Origin of the sequence: Cognataquiflexum nitidum, assembly GCF_022538055.1 — a bacterium.
Taxonomy (GTDB): domain Bacteria; phylum Bacteroidota; class Bacteroidia; order Cytophagales; family Cyclobacteriaceae; genus Cognataquiflexum; species Cognataquiflexum nitidum.
This window is the reverse complement of record NZ_JAKZAM010000004.1, coordinates 102,192-121,641: the sequence shown is the minus strand read 5'-3', so window position 1 is coordinate 121,641 and position 19,450 is coordinate 102,192. Positions and strand designations below refer to the sequence as shown.

The 19,450-nt window shown below is 40.7% G+C and carries 17 protein-coding genes; 7 read left to right on the top strand and 10 right to left on the bottom strand.

Annotated elements, in window-relative coordinates:
* Nucleotides 1-29: 29 nt before the first annotated feature.
* A complete protein-coding gene (locus MMU07_RS03855) occupies nt 30-419 on the top strand; it encodes a helix-turn-helix domain-containing protein (RefSeq protein ID WP_241124521.1) in 390 nt (129 codons plus the stop codon).
* A 179-nt stretch (nt 420-598) separates the two neighbouring features.
* On the opposite strand, the gene MMU07_RS03850 is transcribed toward MMU07_RS03855, so the two are convergent.
* The 5 genes from MMU07_RS03850 to MMU07_RS03830 form a co-directional block, all read right to left on the bottom strand.
* Entirely contained in the window at nt 599-1,165 is a 567-nt protein-coding gene (locus MMU07_RS03850; protein ID WP_241124520.1) for a hypothetical protein, read from the bottom strand.
* Nucleotides 1,166-1,855: 690 nt separating this feature from the next.
* Nucleotides 1,856-2,032 (bottom strand): hypothetical protein, encoded by a 177-nt coding sequence (locus MMU07_RS03845; RefSeq protein WP_241124519.1) that lies wholly within the window; start codon nt 2,030-2,032, stop codon nt 1,856-1,858.
* A gap of 5 nt (nt 2,033-2,037) precedes the next feature.
* A complete protein-coding gene (locus MMU07_RS03840) occupies nt 2,038-2,445 on the bottom strand; it encodes a hypothetical protein (protein ID WP_241124518.1) in 408 nt (135 codons plus the stop codon).
* A gap of 435 nt (nt 2,446-2,880) precedes the next feature.
* Nucleotides 2,881-3,525 carry a hypothetical protein gene (locus MMU07_RS03835; RefSeq protein ID WP_241124517.1) on the bottom strand — a complete coding sequence of 215 codons (645 nt, stop codon included), beginning with the start codon at nt 3,523-3,525 and terminating at the stop codon, nt 2,881-2,883.
* A 194-nt stretch (nt 3,526-3,719) separates the two neighbouring features.
* On the bottom strand, nt 3,720-4,616 hold the full coding sequence (locus tag MMU07_RS03830) for an alpha/beta hydrolase (RefSeq protein WP_241124516.1): 897 nt from the start codon (nt 4,614-4,616) through the stop codon (nt 3,720-3,722).
* Nucleotides 4,617-4,767: 151 nt separating this feature from the next.
* On the opposite strand from MMU07_RS03830, the gene MMU07_RS03825 reads away from it, so the two are divergent.
* Nucleotides 4,768-4,965 (top strand): type II toxin-antitoxin system VapB family antitoxin, encoded by a 198-nt coding sequence (locus MMU07_RS03825; protein WP_241124515.1) that lies wholly within the window; start codon nt 4,768-4,770, stop codon nt 4,963-4,965.
* A gap of 154 nt (nt 4,966-5,119) precedes the next feature.
* Here MMU07_RS03825 and MMU07_RS03820 read toward each other — a convergent pair whose 3' ends face one another.
* On the bottom strand, nt 5,120-6,547 hold the full coding sequence (locus MMU07_RS03820; RefSeq protein ID WP_241124514.1) for a DUF1593 domain-containing protein: 1,428 nt from the start codon (nt 6,545-6,547) through the stop codon (nt 5,120-5,122).
* Nucleotides 6,548-6,827: 280 nt separating this feature from the next.
* Here MMU07_RS03820 and MMU07_RS03815 point away from each other — a divergent pair, with 280 nt between their 5' ends.
* The 4 genes from MMU07_RS03815 (at nt 6,828) to MMU07_RS03800 (ending at nt 11,372) form a co-directional block, all read left to right on the top strand.
* Nucleotides 6,828-7,487, top strand: a complete 660-nt coding sequence (locus MMU07_RS03815; RefSeq protein WP_241124513.1) for an outer membrane beta-barrel protein — start codon at nt 6,828-6,830, stop codon at nt 7,485-7,487.
* On the top strand, nt 7,487-8,992 hold the full coding sequence (locus MMU07_RS03810) for a M43 family zinc metalloprotease (protein ID WP_241124512.1): 1,506 nt from the start codon (nt 7,487-7,489) through the stop codon (nt 8,990-8,992). Before MMU07_RS03815 ends, MMU07_RS03810 begins: the two co-directional genes overlap by 1 nt.
* 159 nt (nt 8,993-9,151) lie before the next feature.
* Complete coding sequence (locus tag MMU07_RS03805; RefSeq protein ID WP_241124511.1) at nt 9,152-10,189, top strand: hypothetical protein; 1,038 nt, start codon at nt 9,152-9,154, stop codon at nt 10,187-10,189.
* A gap of 139 nt (nt 10,190-10,328) precedes the next feature.
* Nucleotides 10,329-11,372, top strand: coding sequence for a ThuA domain-containing protein (locus MMU07_RS03800; protein WP_241124510.1), 1,044 nt, complete (start codon nt 10,329-10,331; stop codon nt 11,370-11,372).
* 1,019 nt (nt 11,373-12,391) lie between these two features.
* Here the strand turns inward: MMU07_RS03800 and MMU07_RS03795 are convergent.
* Complete coding sequence (locus MMU07_RS03795) at nt 12,392-14,947, bottom strand: TonB-dependent receptor plug domain-containing protein (protein WP_241124509.1); 2,556 nt, start codon at nt 14,945-14,947, stop codon at nt 12,392-12,394.
* Between the two features lie 111 nt (nt 14,948-15,058).
* On the opposite strand from MMU07_RS03795, the gene MMU07_RS03790 reads away from it, so the two are divergent.
* Complete coding sequence (locus tag MMU07_RS03790) at nt 15,059-15,910, top strand: sugar phosphate isomerase/epimerase family protein (RefSeq protein ID WP_241124508.1); 852 nt, start codon at nt 15,059-15,061, stop codon at nt 15,908-15,910.
* A 285-nt stretch (nt 15,911-16,195) separates the two neighbouring features.
* Here the strand turns inward: MMU07_RS03790 and MMU07_RS03785 are convergent, their stop codons facing one another.
* From MMU07_RS03785 to MMU07_RS03775, 3 genes are all read right to left on the bottom strand, one after another.
* The gene (locus MMU07_RS03785) at nt 16,196-16,999 is read right to left on the bottom strand and encodes an alpha/beta fold hydrolase (protein ID WP_241124507.1); all 804 of its coding nucleotides are present in this window, start codon (nt 16,997-16,999) and stop codon (nt 16,196-16,198) included.
* A 379-nt stretch (nt 17,000-17,378) separates the two neighbouring features.
* Nucleotides 17,379-18,206, bottom strand: coding sequence for a sugar phosphate isomerase/epimerase family protein (locus tag MMU07_RS03780; RefSeq protein ID WP_241124506.1), 828 nt, complete (start codon nt 18,204-18,206; stop codon nt 17,379-17,381).
* Nucleotides 18,155-19,381: a PDDEXK nuclease domain-containing protein gene (locus MMU07_RS03775; RefSeq protein ID WP_241124505.1), complete on the bottom strand. Its 1,227-nt coding sequence runs from the start codon at nt 19,379-19,381 to the stop codon at nt 18,155-18,157. The genes MMU07_RS03780 and MMU07_RS03775 overlap by 52 nt, the downstream gene beginning before the upstream one ends.
* Between the last annotated feature and the right edge of the window lie 69 nt (nt 19,382-19,450).

The following is a 19,450-nucleotide window of genomic DNA, read 5'->3' as shown; positions in this document are numbered from 1 at the left end:
AACAACAGGACTATCAACAATCAGGAAAAATGGAAATTGTAAAAATCCCGCTGACTATCGAAAGACAAGGTGGCAAGGAACTTTGGGGACGAGTCGTGTACAATGATAATCTTATCACTGACTTTGCTGAAACGATACCAGAACTGGAAGCTAAAATCAAATCACTTTTGTGGGACTTTGAAGAAATTCCTCCTGAACATGTGGAATTCACTCACCAATATGATATCTATGCTTTGTTCCAGAAGTTTGACTTTCTGAAAATATCTACCGTAGCTGAACATGCCGGGATGAATCCTGGTCTGCTAAGACAATATGTCTCAGGAGTAAAAAGCCCTTCTATCGAGCAGGCTAAAAAAATAGAAAAAACACTGCATCATCTGGCTACAGAACTGCAGGAAGTAATTATCATAACCTCATAAACATTAACCCTCATATATCAAATTGGGAAATAAACCACACCCAGTCTGGGGGATTACAAATCCCACCAAGTCCTAGTATCAGGCGTTTGACTACACCCAGGTGGGGATTAAGATAGTAGAATGCTCAAATAATCACTGAACCCTCTTTTTTGCCAAACTCCTATTTACTGCCTTAAGATTTATTTGAAGGCCTTTAATAGTTGAAGTAAAAAGAATAGAATAATCATCAAGGAGAACGAAATTTTAGTAATTAGTCCAATCAAATATTTATTCTTTGGATTTAGCTCTGTTGTCCCTAAATAAGAAATCCCAGCTTTCTTTAATCCGTTAGGCAAACGGTTATAATTTATATAATTGTCTTTGACGAATTCAATTTTTTCGTCCGACTTGGTCAATAGTCGTATTTGCTTAATAACCCCAGTTCTATCGTAAGTTTCCCTTAATTCAAACCCTTTTAATTCTTCTTTCTTTATTATCCTCTTTCTCCTAGTTAACCAGTGTATAATGGTTATATCATTGTCCTTTACCAGTACAGTCTTTCTAGTGAAATCATATAAAAGTCCAAAGACTATAAGTGAAATTATCCCTGCAATTGAAGAGTAATAGTATGAGTTGTCGGCAGTCGACTTGAGTTTGTAAATTGAAATGTAAATTATAAATGTAAAGAATATCAAAACGGCAATCTCTATCCAAGGAAAATTAAGTTTAAGTCGAAACATGATTTTATCGGCTTTATCTTTTTTCATAGTCTGTCTAGTTATTTTGACTAACGCAAGGTTAAAAGTAATAATTTTCTTTTTTCATTCAATTTTCAAAACAATAGCATACGAAGTCAATTTTTTAAAATTATGGGGGAAATATTGTTTGCCCCGTCTGGGCGTATAAAGGCGATGGCACTAGGCGGAATTACAAATTCCGCCTTTGTATGAAATGAATTTGAAATTCTCTTTACCAAAAATTACTTTTCATTTGGGTGTTTGGTTGAATCCAATTACAAATTGGAAGGATAAAAGGGTGGAATTACAAATCCCTCCCAGTCCACTATTCACCGTTTGACTACTCCCAGGTGTGGCAGCGATTCTGAATTGGTTTGACCATTATAAGGAGAAGTAACCTCTAGGCGTAGTTTGTAACTACGCCTTCCTATTAACATGAATTTGTAATTCTTTATTCAATTGAATACTGAGGGATGGTAAATGATTCCAATTACATCCCGATGGCTATCGTGGATGGTAAAAATAAAAGGATGGAATTACAAATTACACAAAAGCCGTAGTTTGGATCATCCTACACGACGATGTTAGGACTTAAACCCGTATTATAGAACTTTTCCAAAGTTCGAAACTTTGGAAAAGTTAAGACCACTATAAATCAAAACCCTGATTTTGCCATCTTGACAAAATCAGATTTTCCGCCGGATTTTTTTGCCTTGATCGCTATGCCAATGATTTTGTCCGCTTCTCTGCACTTTTTCTTTTCTTTTCGCTCGTATTGGTGGCTGCCTGTTTCTTTTTGGCAAAAAAATCATGAAGCGCTGCCTCTTCTTCATTTGTCAGAGAAGCGTCTTGCACACCAATAAAATCAACTTCCAATGCTTCCTTTCGGGTCTTCATAATGGTCAGTTTTTAAAGTATTTGTCGATAAGTTTCAATGCGGATTTTGTTTCGATAATCATCACTCTTCCTCCAAAGTGGAATGCGCCAAGTGTCTTTTCATAATGGTCGATAAGTTGGGTCTTGGATATGAACGAAACGTTGCCTTCATGTCCTCTTTGGAACGACAGTCTGCAAACAAAGGCTACCAAATTTCCTGCGACACCTGCATATACTTTTGATTTTCCTTTGTTGAATGGAGCATTTTCGACCAAATGCATGTAAACGTGGTCGCTCTTTACCTCCACACTGATAAGTCCTTGGATAATTTCCGGATTGTGGACAATTGTCAGTTTGTATGTCTCTCGTTTGGGATTTATAAATTCTTTTTTCCAGTCGAAAAGCCAACCTTTTTTCTTGCTGATAGTTTTCAAGTCTTAATTTGTCAATACCGAAATATCAGTGGCAAAACTGTCTCCCGTAATTACATTCTCAATAGAGTTGGTCAATTTGTCGATTTCAAAACCGAGTCCTTTACTTTTCTTGTATTTCACCAAGCTAATTTACGAAAAAATACACTGATTAACATTGGCATTTGGGTGATATGTGGACCGAATCCGTTTCCAATATTTAATCGTTTTTATTTCTTCACTTGAGCGAGTTTAGTGTTGATGCTAATCGTAGTAGGTTTGAAACTGCGCCTTATTTCAATTTTGATCCCGTAATTGTAGTGAATGGAAAGGAAAAAAGGGTGGAATTACAAATTACACACAAGTCGTAGTTTGGATCATCCAACACGACGATGTCAGGACTTAAACCCGTATTATAGAACTTTTCCAAAGTTCGAAACTTTGGAAAAGTTAAGACCACTATAAATCAAAACCCTGATTTTCCCATCTCGATAAAATAAGATTTTCCCTGATCAGTTTTTTGATTGCAGGAATATTGGCATAGTCAACGTTCTTGCCTTCAAAAAACGCGGGGAGATCAGTCATGTGGGTAATCACCTGATCCAATTCTGCATCCTTAATCCCCGATTTCATCAGTTGCCTCCTGATCTCGACCATCAGAGCCAAAAGGCTCCAATTCTGAAAATCCCCATTGAGGTAATCGCCACTCTTTCCATAAGATTTGTCCAAACCAAGAGCGATTTCACGTACATTGTCTATACTCGCCGTGACTAGAATTTGGGAATTTTCACCTTTTTTATCGCTAAGTTCATCGATAAAATATATCACCCGATTGAATTTGTAGCTGATTTCCAAATCCAGTTTTTCCACCAATTCGGTTCGGGATTTTTTGTCTTCTTTTTTCTCTTTATAATCATCATAGGCCACCACCCCACCGGAGAGAAAAACAGCAGACAATATCCAAAGGCCGAGTTTGCTGTTGAAAAAATAAATCACTTTCACCCATCCTATCTTTTTGTCAGCTTCATTTTGAAGTTTTTCCCTGACTTCAAACCGGCAAGTTTCCCTTAATCTGATAAGTTCTTTTTCTTCTTCTGACAACATATTAAAATCAATTTTTGGATTATTGATTTGAATTTATTGGAAAAAAATTAGGGTTAAATGATTATTTGCCAATAATCCAAAAATCCTTACCAATCAGAATGTTATACCTTAATATCACCAATATCTGAATCATTCCAGGAATAGTTTTGAGGGATTTGAAATAGGGGAATTCCGGAGTAGAAAAAACAAAGCTCTCAAAGAGCCTTCATCCATTTTTCTACGTCATCCATCCATCGTACTTCGGAAGTGGGATTGATCATACCATAACCGTGTCCCCCTTTTTCGAAGTAGGTATGGGAGACGGGAACATTATTTTGCTTCAACGCCGCTTCAAAAAGGTAAGAGTTCTCGATCCTGACGGGATCATCTTTCGCATGGACAAGGTAGGTGGGAGGCGTATCGGCGGTGACTTGCTTGTCATTGGAATACAGGTCAATCATACCTTGAGGAGGTCTTTCCCCGATCAGGTTTTTGGAGGAACCGCTGTGACCCACTTCTTTGTCAAAAGTGATCACAGGATACACCAATACCATAAAATCCGGCCTCAGACTGGTTTTCTTCGGGTTTTCGATGACTTCCCTTTTGAAATGCGTGCCAGCAGTAGAAGCCAAATGTCCACCTGCCGAGAAGCCCATGATTCCGATCTTATCCGGTTTGACATTCCATTTGGCTGCATTTTCCCGGACCATTTGGATAGCGCGCTGTGCATCCTGAAGCGGCCCGATGCTTTTGTCCTCCATCGCCAATCCATTTGGCAACCTGTATTTCAATACAAAAGCAGCCACTCCCCTTTTGGCAAATTCCTTTGCCACATCATGGCCTTCATGCCCCGCCGCCAACAACCAATATCCGCCACCGGGACAAATGATGATGGCTTTGCCTGTTGCCGTTTCTTTGGACGGAAGATAGGCAGTCAGTGTGGGGACGGTGACTTTGCTGATGATCAAAATCCCATCATCCCTCACCTCAGAAGTTTCTACATTGGGCACATCCTTGGAATTGGGAATCGGTCCATCATATAAAGGCATTTCGGTTTGGGAGAAAAGCAAAGGTGACATGAGACAAAAGCAAAAAAGAAAAAGGTATTTCATGATTTGGGATAATTTTGAAGACTTACAATTTACTCTGAAAATTTAAATACCCTAAGCGGATTTTTACAAAGGGAAATAATTCGATCAATCGAAATCCAAATTTTTCAATCCGAAAATTTAAGTTTATTTTTATTGTTCAATTTTGAAACAAATGAAAATCACTGTTAACCTCCCTAAAGACCTCATCGAAGAAGCAAAAAAAATCTCTGTCAATGAGGATTTGAATGGTCTCATCATTGAATCATTAAAGGAGTTAGTTAAATCGAACAAAAGAAAAGCACTAATTACCTTCAAGGGGAAAGTCGATTTGGACATTTCTCTGGATGAATTACGGAAGCGTAACCGATAGTTTTTTATTTATTTTTTAATTGCAAGTCACTATAGCCCAATTGGTTTGAAGTACAATAAAAGCTCCTATGGTCTATGGACCAATTGCTATGGACGATTATCCGCTAGGGAAAATATAAATTTAACCTACATACGTCCCAGCGGATAATCATATTTCAATTCCCCAACACCACTCTCCTATAAGAAACCAAAGACGGACTTCCTGAATCCTCTACTTCGAGGATAATATGCAATGTTTGATTTTCACCCAATTCAGGCATGACAAATTCAATGTCCATGGCATGCGGATCGAATAATTCCAGGTCTCCGGCATAAGCGCCGGCTTCCTTGTAGATCCACCACTTGTACCTGATTTGGTCTCCGTCGGGATCTGTGGTTCCTTTCGCGGAAAGTTTGACTGTTTTTCCAGATTCAACTTTGCCAAATGCCAAAGCTTTTCCTTTGTTTCCATTCATTACTACGACAGGATTGTGGTTGGCTTTTTTGAAATCATCAGCGATATTCCAGTCCATCCTTGCCGCAAAATCATGCTGATAGGCTTTTCTCCATCTCCAGATTGTCGCCTGATTGGAGGCTTCCTTTCGGCTATCGGCCAGGGTGATTTCATCTTGGGTGTCAATCGATGATGTCCAGATTTTATCCTTTTCTCCATAAGACTGCCACCATTCATATCGCCCGGCCCATCCGCCATAAGTGGGGCTTTTGTACCAACCCAAGCCGTTATTGATCAAACCAAAAAAAGAAGGCGTATCCCCTTCCATGATATAAATCACATCAAGGTAATTGGCTCCCAATGGACCATGGTTTTCCTTGATATTGGCATTCAACCATGGATTATCCACCAACTCAAAATCCACCATCGGGGCATTTTTGTACCAACGGTCTCCTGCTATTCCTGTCCATGTTGCTTTGTAATATTCCCTCCAATTGTCTCCCGCACTTGCATCCACGATATAAAAGATTCCAGGAAAATTATGTCGGACCCAAGGACCAGCAAAGTCCTGATCGGAGATGGCATAAACCCTGAGTTTGGAAACAAATTTTGCGACCTCAGCTTCTGACCTGGTGTTTTTAACTTTCCAAAGTGACTGTGCCAGACAATTTGCCCCACCCCATACAGAAACCCATAGTGGCCTATCATCGGCTTTGTCCACAGCTTTGATCAGCATTTCCGAACCCGGAGAATCCTTGCCCTCGCCCACCCCATCCATGCTATACAATGGTAGGTGTTGAGAGGTGACACCAAGCAGGTATTCCATCGTCGGAAATCCGGCAGCATGCTTATCGAGATTGGTTTTGACTTTTCCATAATTTCTAATTAGCTCTTCGATTTTGTCTTTGCGGGTTCCGTTTCGCAAATGGGTAGATGTCGTGGCCACGATTCCCTCGATGTCATATTCATTGGAATATACCAGCAAACGTACCAAGGACTGTTGGTCGTCAGGTTCATTGGTGATGTCGGTTAAGACAAAAAGCCGTTGCTTGATTGGTTCTTCAAAAGTAAGTGCTGACTGTGCTACCAAAATATGATTTACAGAAAACAAGAAGGCTAAAGCAAGGAAGGATAATGGTTTTTGTCGCATGGAGGTGTCTTGATTATTTTAGGTTTTTAAGATAATGATATTAAAAATAAAACCTCGTTTCCTAAATTAAAAATGAAGCAAAAAACATGTCTTTTCAAACATTTTATCATCATTATCTAACATTTTTTAAACTAAGTAAGTTATGATTTCGGAATTTTAATTTGAATTCAATAGTTTAGGGATTCTATTAGATTGGATTTGGTTTTGAATTCGTCCAGGACTTTGGGGAAGGAATTTCCAAATGGAAAAAAAATAAAGGGATGATTAAAGTTGGTGTTTTATGAAAAGTATTCAAATGAAAAAATCTCTTGCTACCCTACTTTTCATGGTTAGTTTTATCATGTGGGGATTTGAGGCAAAAGCAGAGATACTCAATGACAGCATTCCTGAGAAAACCCATGATTTTAGGATGGGAATCCGTTTTTCTCCCTCTCTTAATTCCTTTGATTATGGTGATTTGTCTTTTGGGCAGGTGGCTTCCGATTATAAAATAGGGGCAGCATTGGGAATGTCCTTTGACTGGAAAATGAGCGAATATAACCGTTTCAGACTAGAGCCTTATCTGGAATACCAAAATATCAAAAACAACTCTATCAATCCTGACCTCGAGGCAATCACTTCGTTTAGTAACCTGTCTTTCGGTTTGGATGCACTGCCTTTGGTATTGACCTATGGAGGTAAATACAAAGGAACATTATCATTGGGAGGTTTTGCGAAGTATATCCTGAACAGCACCCAAAACACCACACTAAATGGAAATTCGGTAAATAACTTCAATGTTGAAGTCAACAAGCTCCAATATGGTCTCTCCTTTGGAGCAGGGGTTTATTTGGGAAAAAGGCTGATAGAATTTAGATACTATCAGTCTCTCAATGATTTTGTAAATAATCCTGTTGTTCCCAACAGCATCAATCAGGTTCAACTCATTCTTGTATTCTAATGAAAAAGATTCTATCAATTGTCGGTTTTTTGGTTCTTTTGATATTCAATTCCTGTATGACAGACAGGGAATCTGAAAATTCATTTTACCTCAATCAGATCAACAGAATCCAATTAATCTCTTCGAAAACAATATTTTTCTCAGAAAATATTGTGGAAAATTTCAACCTCACCGTTAGTTTTTTTGACAGAGACAACAGGCCTTTTTTAAATAATTTTGATGTTCCTTATGTGATTTATCTCGGTGATTCGGTGATCAAAGAACCAAAGTTGGACCTTTCACGTCCAGGAAAATATAAACTCAGGGTAATGTTCCCAACAAGAGAACTTACATTCAGCAATGAGGTAGAGATTGAAGTAGTAGAGGGTGATTATATTTCTCAATTGGTTTTGGATTTTTCTAACGAGACCCGAAATGAATATACATTGGCCAACAAAGAAACGTATGACTTTACGCTTCGTGCATTTGGCCCAAATGGAGAAATTCCGGGTGTAGAAGAACAAATCAGGAGAAATTTATCCTTAAAGGTTGGAAATGAAAACGGCAACAGGTTAATAGGTGTCCCAATAACTCAAATAGGATTGTTGGAGGTGCAAGCTTCCGTATTCGGAGTTAATAGCAATATTCTCAAAATCAATTCACGTGAGGATATATCCTTTCCAATTAAAGAGTTTCAGGTGGTGTATCATGTTTTTTCCAATCTCTTTAATCCTTCCCAACAAACTGTAGAAAGTCAGATAAACAATTCTAATATTGCTTTTAGTGGAGGTATAAGAAGCTCTTTCAGAAGGAATTTAAATGCAGTAGATGCAGGATTTAGGTTTAAAATGGCTGACAGAAATCCTGATGGCAGCCCCATGGAAACAAGAGGTATCAACAGAATTGTTACCAATAGAGTATTTCAAGATGCCCAAGACAGAGAACTACTGCAACTGAAATTTAATAACTTATGGGATCCAACCCAATATATCAACGTGTTTGTAGAGGACCTAAGTAGCATGGGTGCAGCCGGTTATGCATACCTTCCTTTTTTGACAAGTCCTGTAGTAGGCGGGCTTTCGCCCATTTTAGCACCTGATACCGAATTATTCTATCCAATTATGATCGCTCTAGATTTTAGGTTATTTAACGGTCAGTACCGCGATGACAATGTATTGGCGCATGAATTGGGACATTATCTTGGGCTCTACCATACATTCCAGGATTGTCAGACAGGAGATTATTGCGATGATACTCCATCTCATACTTTACCATCTAATCAATCCACAAGATGGAGCAATAATAGGACAAACTGTTCAAACGCTCCTTTCATTTCGACTAACTTCATGGATTATATCAACAGTAATGACAATTTTACTTTTGACCAAAAAGTAAGAATGACAAAGGTGTATGAAAATGCATTGTTTATGCCCAAGGACTTAAATGCACCTGATGCAAGGTTGAAGCCATTTAGAAGAGGACAGCTTGACCCAAGTATCAAACCTATTATTTGTAACTTTTTATAAGATCAATTCAATATGGTTGTAATTGATAACCCATAATGAGCATAGTGGAGAATTAGGGACTATGGCTAGGTAGGTATTTACAAAAATGACAATGGATTAAAGAAAATCTATACGAAATGGATTTTTTTGATACTGCATTTGTGGCTATATTGTTATTCTATGGTAAGATTCTTCCGCAATATCCGCCAAAAGCTTTTGGTTGAAAACAGGTTTACCAGATACCTGATTTACGCTTTTGGGGAGATTTTTTTGGTAGTGGTAGGAATCATGATCGCTGTGAATTTCAATAACCAAAACAATGATAAAAAAACCAAAGCGGAGACTGTCAGGCTGATCGCCGACCTCGAAAAAGGATTGAAAACCAATCAGTTCTTGCTTGATCGGTTCACCGGCAGGTTTGATGCACAGGATTCTTTGATGGGGTTGCTGATTGATGGGAAACTGACGGATGACAACTTCAGACGCAACAGAATACTGAATGACCTGATGGGCAACAGTACCCAATATGCCTGGCTCCAAGATGAGAATATCATCACTATCCTCCAAAAAGAAAGGGATTTTGATCCTTCCTATAACCAACTCATCAAGCTGATAAAATCATACAAAACAAGACTCGATGACTTGGAAAAATCCGCCGAGGAATTGAATGAACTTTCCAATTGGAATGAGAAATTCATGGCTGATAATTTTGATTGGTATTCCGGTACGACAATAGAAGACCGGGACAAAAAAGTCCAATACTTCCTACAAGACCCTTTTTACAAGAATAGGCTAAGCCTTTTTCGAAAAAAATTCGGCAACCAGATTTCCCATATCACGTCTATGGGTGCCATCCGTGCGGCCATTATGGGAGAAATAAAACGTCTGAACGAGGGAATCACCAATGCCCAATTGGATGAATTTTTTATGTCTCTCGGCATGAATCCGTTTCCCAAACTGGACTGCTCCGAACTGAACCGGGAGTGGGAGGGAAGTTTTTCGGGATTGTCTTTTTTTCTTTTCTTCAATGGAACCGATGAAACTGTCACCATATACCGCCTCAGAGAAAATGTGGATGTATGGGAGTCTTTCAAAATCAATCCCGGAGAATACGAAATCTTTGGTCAGGTGCCAGGACGTGGGTTTATGATAGGTTCACCAGATGCCTGTCAGCAATTGTTTGTAGCCAAAAAAAGAGGATATCTATTGATTGAGTAGGGTTTCCGATTTGCTTCAAAGTCAAAAAATCTCTATCATTTTTTTATTCCCATCAAATTTTTCTTTTTTCAAACCCACTTTCAAAGTATCTTTTGGAAAGTGAAAAGATCCTGAAATTTCCATAAAACCAAATAAACCTATGTCAACTCAAATTGTGGTTTCCCCAAAGTATTTTCCCAGCTATTTATTCTTAAGCCTAACCTTTTTCCTGATATTTTCTATCAGCTGTCAGGCACAGCAGGGTAAAACCTGGTTGCAGTTTGAAGGAAAATCCGGTCCCGGCAAAGGAAAACATATCGTCCTTGTAAGCGGCGATGATGAGTACAGATCGGAGGAAGGGATGCCCATGTTAGGTAAATTATTAGCTGAACATTATGGATTTACCTGCACGGTGTTGTTTCCGATCGAACCGGAGACCGGCAATATCGTCCCTTCTTACCAAAACAACATTCCCGGCTTGGAACATTTGGCAAAAGCAGACCTGATGATTTTGCTTACCAGATTCCGCGAATTGCCGGATGAGCAGACCAAATATTTCCACGACTTCATCATGGCCGGCAAACCGATCATCGGTATGAGAACGGCAACCCATGCCTTCCATTACGAAAAAAACAAAAACAGTCCCTATGCCAAGTATGATTGGAGAAACAAAAGTGCGGGTTGGGAAGGCGGATTCGGGCAAAAAATACTCGGAGAAACTTGGGTGGCCCACCATGGCGAACATGCCAAAGAAGGCGCGCGTGCGCTGATAGACGGTCCCGCACAACTGGCAGACCATCCTATCCTTCGTGGAGTCAATGATATTTGGGCGGCTTCGGATGTGTATACTGTAAAGAACCTGACTAAGGATGCGCAAGTGCTCGTCTATGGCCAACCCACCAAAGGCATGACTCCCGATACTCCTTTGATCTGGGAAAAATCTGTGATGCCTATGGCTTGGACCAAAGATTATCAGGTAGAAGGAGGAAAAAAAGGAAAAGTATTCGCTACCACGATGGGAGCTTCGGTGGATTTGCAAAGTGACGACCTGAGGAGACTGATTGTCAATGCTGTCTTTTGGGGATTGGAAATGTCGGACCAAATCACACCTGACCTGAACGTGTCCATCGTTGGTAAATACGAACCGACCATGTTTGGTTTTGGAACATTCAGAAAAGGAATGAAAGTGGAGGATTTTAAATAATTTGTCATTGAGATCCTTCGTGTCTAAGGATGACTGACTACCTGCGTCATGCTGAACGTAGTGAAGCATCTCCATAAACTAAGACATCTGCTCAATTAAACATCAAGCTTTGGATTAGACTTATCCTTGTCATCTCGACGATGGAGAGATCTTTTAGGAGCATTCCACTGATTTCTCACCACGGGCGAAATGACAAGTTGAAGCTCTCAGCCCAATTAAACTGCAAAAAACATCAAGCTTTGGATTAGACTTATCCTTGTCATCTCGACGAAGGAGATATCTTTTAGGAGCATTCCACAGATTTCTCCGTACGGTCGCAATGACAGATTTTGATTGGCGTCACCCTGAGTTTTTAACAATTTGCAAATGTTCAGAATGGGGAATGACATTTTGGAATATTGAGGTTCAATAGGAATAAGCCCATTCACAAATAAATGCCGAGCAAAAAATCGGCTTTAGCCAAAACAATGAGATTGGATTTATGAAGGTGGATAGGATTTGGCTAAAGCCGCGGAGATCGGTGCTTTTATTTCCCCTCCAGCTAAAGCAGGAGGAAATTTAATCGAAAAAATAAGTTTTATTGAAATTAGAATCAAGATACCCCAAGCTCCGGTGATATCATTGGTAGTGAAGCGAAGGGTCTCTAATAAATGAAATCCTTCAGTTCCCGAAGAAAACGGAACAGGCAGTACCTCCTTACCAATGACGTAATAGCAATTTACCCTTCGACAAGCTCAGGGACCGGAGATTCGGTGTTTAGAGGGTTAGGAGGAAAAAGCGGCTGCGCCGCTTTTTCCTCCTAACCCTTCTCCCAAAAACAACCTTGGTGGCCGATCCCGATCGCTATCGTGGACGAGGCCGAAATAAAATAGTTTAATTGTCATTCCCCTTTCTGAACATTTTGATAATGTTGAATTCACGAAATGACAAGTTGAAGCTTTCTACCCAATTAAACTGCAAGAAACATCAAGCATTGGATTAGACTTTCCCTTGTCATCTCGACGAAGGAGAGATCTTTTCTAAAAATTCACCTGATAGGAAAGTGTAAATGCTCTTGAAGGTAACCAAGTGGACGTCGCATCAATCCCTGATGAATAATAATTGTCATAGTATTCAATATGCTCATCAAATTGCCAAATAGGCCTTGTGCTTAGCCTTGCTTCAGGATCTGCGGCGGAATACGAAGTGATGAAAAACAGGTTATTTGCTATCAGAGAAATTCTGCTTGACACTTTTTTATTTTTGACCAAAAAATCCAAATCCCTCGAAACTGACAAGTAATGCAGAGAAATAAATCCGGATTCTTCGATAAAGTAACTGCTGAACCTGTTAAAATCAGTCAGCCCGTTATCTTTTAGGATTTGATGAGAGGTAAGTGCATTTTGATTGAAAAAATTTACACCTCCATACCTCATGTTGGTTTCATTGGCATTGATATGCCCAAACACTCCCCTGAAAAACGCATCCAACTGCCATTTTTTCCATTGCACCTGATGGTTCCAGCCCATCGACCATCTAGGAACGGTTTGACCTTGGGGAGGATAATTTAAACTTGAATTATTTTGGTTATCACCTTTGTCAAATATCCATTGTCCTGTAGCACGGTCTATACCCAAATATTCCAATGCCCTTCCGGTCCCAATTTGCTCACCAGTTCTGAGTGTACTGTAATTGTATAGGGGATTTCCACCAATAGCCCTTGACACTCCTACATCATAAGCTTCAAGGCTGGAAAATTCTGCATCAAGATCCGTCCACTCCGATTTGAGAAAGGTGGCATTGAGACTGCTTTGATAGAAGACATTTCCGATACGGACAGGATTCAAACCAATGACCCACTCTGTACCCCTGTTTCTGATTTCCCCAAAATTCTGATACGTATTAGGATAATAGGCATTCCAATCCGCATAATCCCAATCATATGCCCGCATCCGATTGATAAAATCAGAAGACCTGCTGGTAAAAAACCTCAATTCCCCAGATAGCTTATTCTGAAAAAAGGAACCACTCCCGCCTATTTCCCACTGATGGGTATCTTCCCACTTCAAATCTGGGTTGGCATAATGGGTGATTCGAGGAAAAGGCTCTATTTGTAAAACGGTTTTGCTCAGTCCGGTCTGATCCGGAATCAAACCGGTATGGGAATAGGAAGTAAAAACCTGGAATTTTGGACTGAGACGATATTTCAGATCCAGTCCGAAAAATTGCCCCCATCCCGCATTTTCACCCAAATTAGATGAACTTTCAGGTTGGTAGAGGAAGTCAAAATACAATCTTTCCTTCCAATTGGACTGCACGAAAAAACCCAAGGCATTCAGAGTATATTTCCCGATTTGGGGATTCAATGTTTGCTCTATGATCGTATTCTCTGGTTCAAATGGCCGGATTTGATTGGTGCCGGATTGGTCATAAGAAATCTTTTGGGAGGTAAAACGAACACCCGGATTGAAAGTAAAGTCGTCAATTTGAATTAAATAATCGGATGAAAACTCCATGTAAGTACGGTCATCCTTTCTTGTTTTATTCCACTGAAAGGTTCCCGCATCATTGCTCAAACCTATGATTCCGTCAAAGTAGAATTGGTCTTTTATTGTCCCTACTTTGCCAATCCTTCCACTGATTGTCCATTGGGGAAAAGGATTGGCAGTAATATTTGCCTGAAACATTTCCATTTTGGAATCCAATGTGTTTTGATCCGCATTCATTCTCAGCCAGGGATTTCCTCTAAACCCTGTGTAAGTATTGACTTGCTGATCCAATGCCAATGTCGGATTCATTCCCACCGCTGCCTGAAAAAAATCGGTATTGCCAATTTCAGAATCTCTGTCCACAACCAATGTCGAAACTCCTACTTTGACTTTGTTTTTCAAAAAAGAATAATCGAGGGCCCCATAAAGACTTAATTGTTGGAAGCCGGTCTCCTTTTGGATGCCTTCCACATTGCGGTGACTGAGGATTACTTTGGAATTTAAATTGCCCGTCCGGTATCCGAGTTTCAGGCCGGTATTGGTTGACCAAGCCGTTTGTGTCAACGCTTCCAACCAATCCGTATCGCTGTTTCCAAAAAATGTACCCGGCGGCGCCTGATTCCTATATTCCTGTGCATTTAGGTTGTCATAGGGTCTTTGGTAGTTTTCCATGCTGACATTTTGAAGAAAGGTTACCGAAAGCCCTTCCCTCCCATTATTGGAAATTGTAGCATCAAAAACTCCGGCGGCAGCTTGCAAACCCATTTGTGCCAATTGACTCCCTCTGCGAACACTCATCGAATCTATCAAAAAAGGATCTACCATATGCCAGGCCAAACCGGGCATTCCATCCAACATCAACATCGGCTGCATTCTACCGAGAAAAGTATGGTAACCACGGTAAATCATATCAAAGTTGCCATTGGGATTTGATCCCGGTCTTGAGACCAAGAGTCCCGGAATCTGACTCTGTATGGCCTGCGGCAAAGAAAGAATCAAGCCCTGATTGAATGGTTTTTGCTCCATCCTGAGGCTGTCAGATTCTTGTGCTTTGAGTGAAAAAGCAAATTGTAAAAGGCCAATTGAAATAATCAAAAACCGAAGCATTTTTATTTGGGTTTATTTTGGGAACTGAAATTAAATATAGGCTTTTTAGTTGATTTTTTTTCACAAAGAAGTAATTTGAATTTCTTATTTTTAGCAAAACCCTATTAACCCATGAATAAAATCGGATTTAATGTTTTGGCTTGGTCGGCAGCAATGTCTGATGACCTCAAACCAATTTTGGACAGGCTGAAAAAGATTGGCTATGATGGTGCTGAGTTTTTTGTAGGCTCTGACGATATCCCTGCCTACAAAAAAATCGGGGAGCATTGCAAAAATATTGGCTTGGAGGTCACTACGGTTTTTGTGCTCAGTATGGAAGAAAACCTCGTCAGTCCGGATAACGATGTCCGCCAAAAAGGTCTCGAAAAAATCAAGTGGACCATCGATCGTTCGCATGACTTGGGTTCGCAGGTGCTTTGTGGACCTTTCCATTCTGCTTTTGCTACATTTACCAAAGCCGCCCCTCAAGATATCGAGTATGCGCGCAGTGCTGAAATCCTCCATCAGGCTGGAGATTATGCCGCACAGGCAGGAATCCTGCTGACGCCTGAGGCGCTCAACAGGTTTGAATGCTACCTCTGCAATACCATGGAGCAGCTTTCTCACTTACTGAAGATCGTCAACCACCCCAATGTCAAGGCGATGTTTGACACCCACCACGCCAATATGGAGGAGAAAAAACTGGGAGAGGCCATACACCGCATCTCACCTTACCTTGCCCACTTCCATATCAGTGAAAACGACCGTGGCACGCCGGGTTCGGGGCATGTGCCTTGGGATGAGACTTTTGCTGCTTTGGCTGACATCAAGTATAAAGGTTGGCTGACCATCGAAGGATTCACGAGAAATGATCCTGATTTTGCCAATGCAATCGGGGTATGGAGGCAGTTTTCAGAACCTTGGGAAATGGCTGAAAGCGGATATCGATTTATCAGGGAAATGGGAGAAAAGCATGGGCTTTGAGTTTAATCTTGAAGTAGATATGTATTTATCCGCCTCCTAAATTCAAAAGTCTATTTTCTTAAATTTAGATATTAGTCGATACTGGATATTGGTGGATATTGGATGGGAATCCATTGAATATCCTGAAAGATAAACGTGTTGAAATTAACTTGTGGCAGGAGAGTTTGAGTTTCCGGAATGATTTAATATTGGTAATTAAATATAATTTGGTTTGAAGTTCAATTGCTGTGGCTCCGCCACGGCGGACAAGTATGGACTGTCGACTGTGGACTATGGACAGAATTATCACTGCTTTTTTAACCAATCCCCAACCCTCACATTAAAATCCTCCAGATTTTCCCAATGGAAAGCATGGCCGCTTTTTTCATAGATATGCAATTCCGAACTGGGAATGGCAGCAGCCACTTCCTTGGTCATCCATACGGGGGTAAAAATATCCTCTTCGCCTCCCAAGACAAAAACAGGGCAGTTCACTTTTGCCAAATCCTCCAGCACATCATGTGTCACACAAGCAGCAGCCTGTCCTTCCAATCCGATCAGCGGTTGGGGATTCGGATCCAAAGCGGCATTTTTCCTGTCTTCCAACAGACCCTCATGAAATTCCTCATTGTCCCAGGATTGCTTGGAAAAAATCAATAACTGGATATACACGCTGAATTCTTCAGGTTTCAACCTTGCTTTGCAGTCCTTCATGTGTTGGAAAATCGCCTTGGCAGCATTGTCACAGCGTGCCCAGGGACACATCAGCACCATGGCTTTGACTCTTGTCGGAAAATGGATCGCCATCTGTTGGGCGATGATGCTTCCCATGGATACGCCGGCAACTTTAACCGCACCCAAACCCAGGTGATCCAACACGCCGATACAGTCCTGCGCCATCTGAAGGGAAGTATATGGACCTGCAGGCTTGTCGGATTTGCCGACTCCCCTGTTGTCCACGAGGATACAGCGGAATGATTTCGCCCAATGGGCGACATGTTTTTCCCAGACGCTTCCCGGGGCAGTGATTCCCATGATCAGGAGCAGCGGTTCTCCCGATCCTTTTTCCTCAAAGTAGATATTGGTTCCGTTGGTGGTGATGGTTGGCATTTTAAAAGATTTTAGAGTTAATAATGAGGAATTTTGAATTAGTCCACAGATCACAGTCGATAGTCCATAGCATCGGCAATTGGCATCAGTCCGGGTTTTATATAGTTAACCAGGAGAAATAGTAATTGCACAATTATGAATGAATAATGCTGAATGAGAAATAAAGGAGTTCGTGTGAAAAAGGAGAATTCATATTTTTGGCTTTGTCGGGATTCGGAATCCAGCAATATTAATTCTGAATTCATAATTCAAAATTTCACCTCTCACTTCTCGGTCCACTCACCTTAACCCCCTCTTATGTCTTCGTCGACATCGGTCATCGGTCATCCGACATTTTCCCAGTCTCGCCTCTCGCTTCTCATATCTCACGTCTCATATCTCAAATCTTCAAACTCGGAACAAGCGTTTCCTGAATCCATTTTCCGTCGTGCAAAGTGACAAAATCAGGATCTTCCAAGGCTTCTTTTCCCTCGTCTTCGCAGATGATCCAACCTGCATAACCGATTTCCTTGAGCCACTGCGTGATTCCGATCAGGTCGACTTTTCCTTTTCCCATCAGTGCAAACTCCGGATTTCCATCCCAATCTTTGTAATGCACATGGTTGATCATAGATTGGTATTCTTTCATTTTGGCAAGGGGATCCATGCCGCCGTTGATGATGTGGCCGACGTCCGGACACCAACCTGTGGCAGACAGGTCAAGTCCCTCCAGGATGACTTTGTAATCGTCCTCTGTCCTCGTGATGGAGGTATGGGGGGAATTTGGGTGGAAACTGCTTTCTACTCCTTTTTCTTTTGCCCTTCGGGAAACAGTGTTCACGATATCTGTCAGGCTTTTTCTCCGCTGCACGATGTCATGCCTGCCGGTTGGAATCTGAACTGTGCAAAGGACCGAGCCAGGAAAACGCTGCAGCAAATCGATCGCATTGTCTGCGACCTTCCGCTCTTCCTCAGTTTCTTCTTTACCGTTCCAGTCCAAAGCCAAGGCCACTGCTGCGAGTTCTATGCCCAGTTCCTTGAGTTTTTCCTCCAACAAAACCGGATCCGACAATTTGCCCATCCAGGAAAAAATAGGTTGGATTCCGGTGAATCCGGCCTTGGCAATGATCTCAATCATATGTCCCAACTGGTCTTTGTAGGTTTCCCCGTTGTTGTTCATATACCAGGTATAGACCTCAGCACCGAATTTGAATGGTAGTTTTTGCATGGTTTTAATTTTGGGGTTTTATTGATTTTAAAGCGACTAACTGTTCCATTTTTGTAATTCATTGGTAATAAATGCTTCAAGTATTTCCTTTTTGGGCAATTCCAGTAGGTATTTGGAAACGAATAATTTTTGTCCATGCCGGTTGTGGCGAACTCTACCAACGCAGTGTTTTTGTTGGTGACCAATAATATCCCAACTGTGGGATTATCATCACTTTGCATTACGTTGGCTTTGTAATAGTTAACATAAGTATTGAGTTGCCCGATATTGTGATGGTTAAAGTCTTCTACTTTTAGCTCTACCAGAACATGGCATTTGAGGATACGGTGGTAAAATACCAAGTCAATAAAAAAATACTCATCTCCGATCAGGATTTTCTTTTGCCGGGCTTCAAGGCAAAAACCATGTCCCATTTCCATCATAAAATCCTGTAAATGGTCAAGCAAGGCTGATTCCAAATCATTTTCCTCCACCGCATCTTTCGCCTTTAATCCCAAAAATTCAAATGCATAAACAGATTTCACTATATCTGAAGGAGTGGCAATTTCTGCTTTTTGTTGGGTGATTTCGCTGAGCATTTCAGGCTTGATGCTCATGCCACTTCTTTCGTAATACAGGCTGTTGATTTGGCGTTTGAGTTCCCGCACGCTCCAAGTGCCTTTGATGCATTCGAGTTCGTAGAATGTACGTTTTAGGGATTGCTCAATCTGCAAAAGTTGTTCAATATGGCTATAGGATAGATGATGTACTAATTTTTTGGCGGGAGTCAATAAAGCATTTACAGATTGTGGGGTTGCTGTCCCCACTTTTTCGGAAATTTCCAATTGTGGGGTCACTGTCCCCACAATTGGAAAAGAAAGAAGATCAGGCAATGATTTAGCATTTTGTTCCGACTGCAGGTATTCTCCTACATGAGGGTAAAGCAAGTAAAAGTCTTTAAATCGGTACAAAGACCTGCGGTCTATTCCTTTAATAAAATTGAGTCGGTGGCTTAAGGTGTCAAAAAGTTTATCTCCATATGCAGCCCTATCCACTCCCTTTTGCTCAAACTCTACAATATAGTACCCGATCAGCCAATTTCTTAAAGTCAGCGATACATTAACAGCTTTGACCGCCTGCTGCTGAAAGTGGCTATGGGTTTTGGAAATTGTATCTATTAAAAGTTCAAAGTTCATTTCTACATCATATTTACGTATTCCCAATTTGTTAAAAACCAACTCACTACCAATCAAAAAAATGTCGTT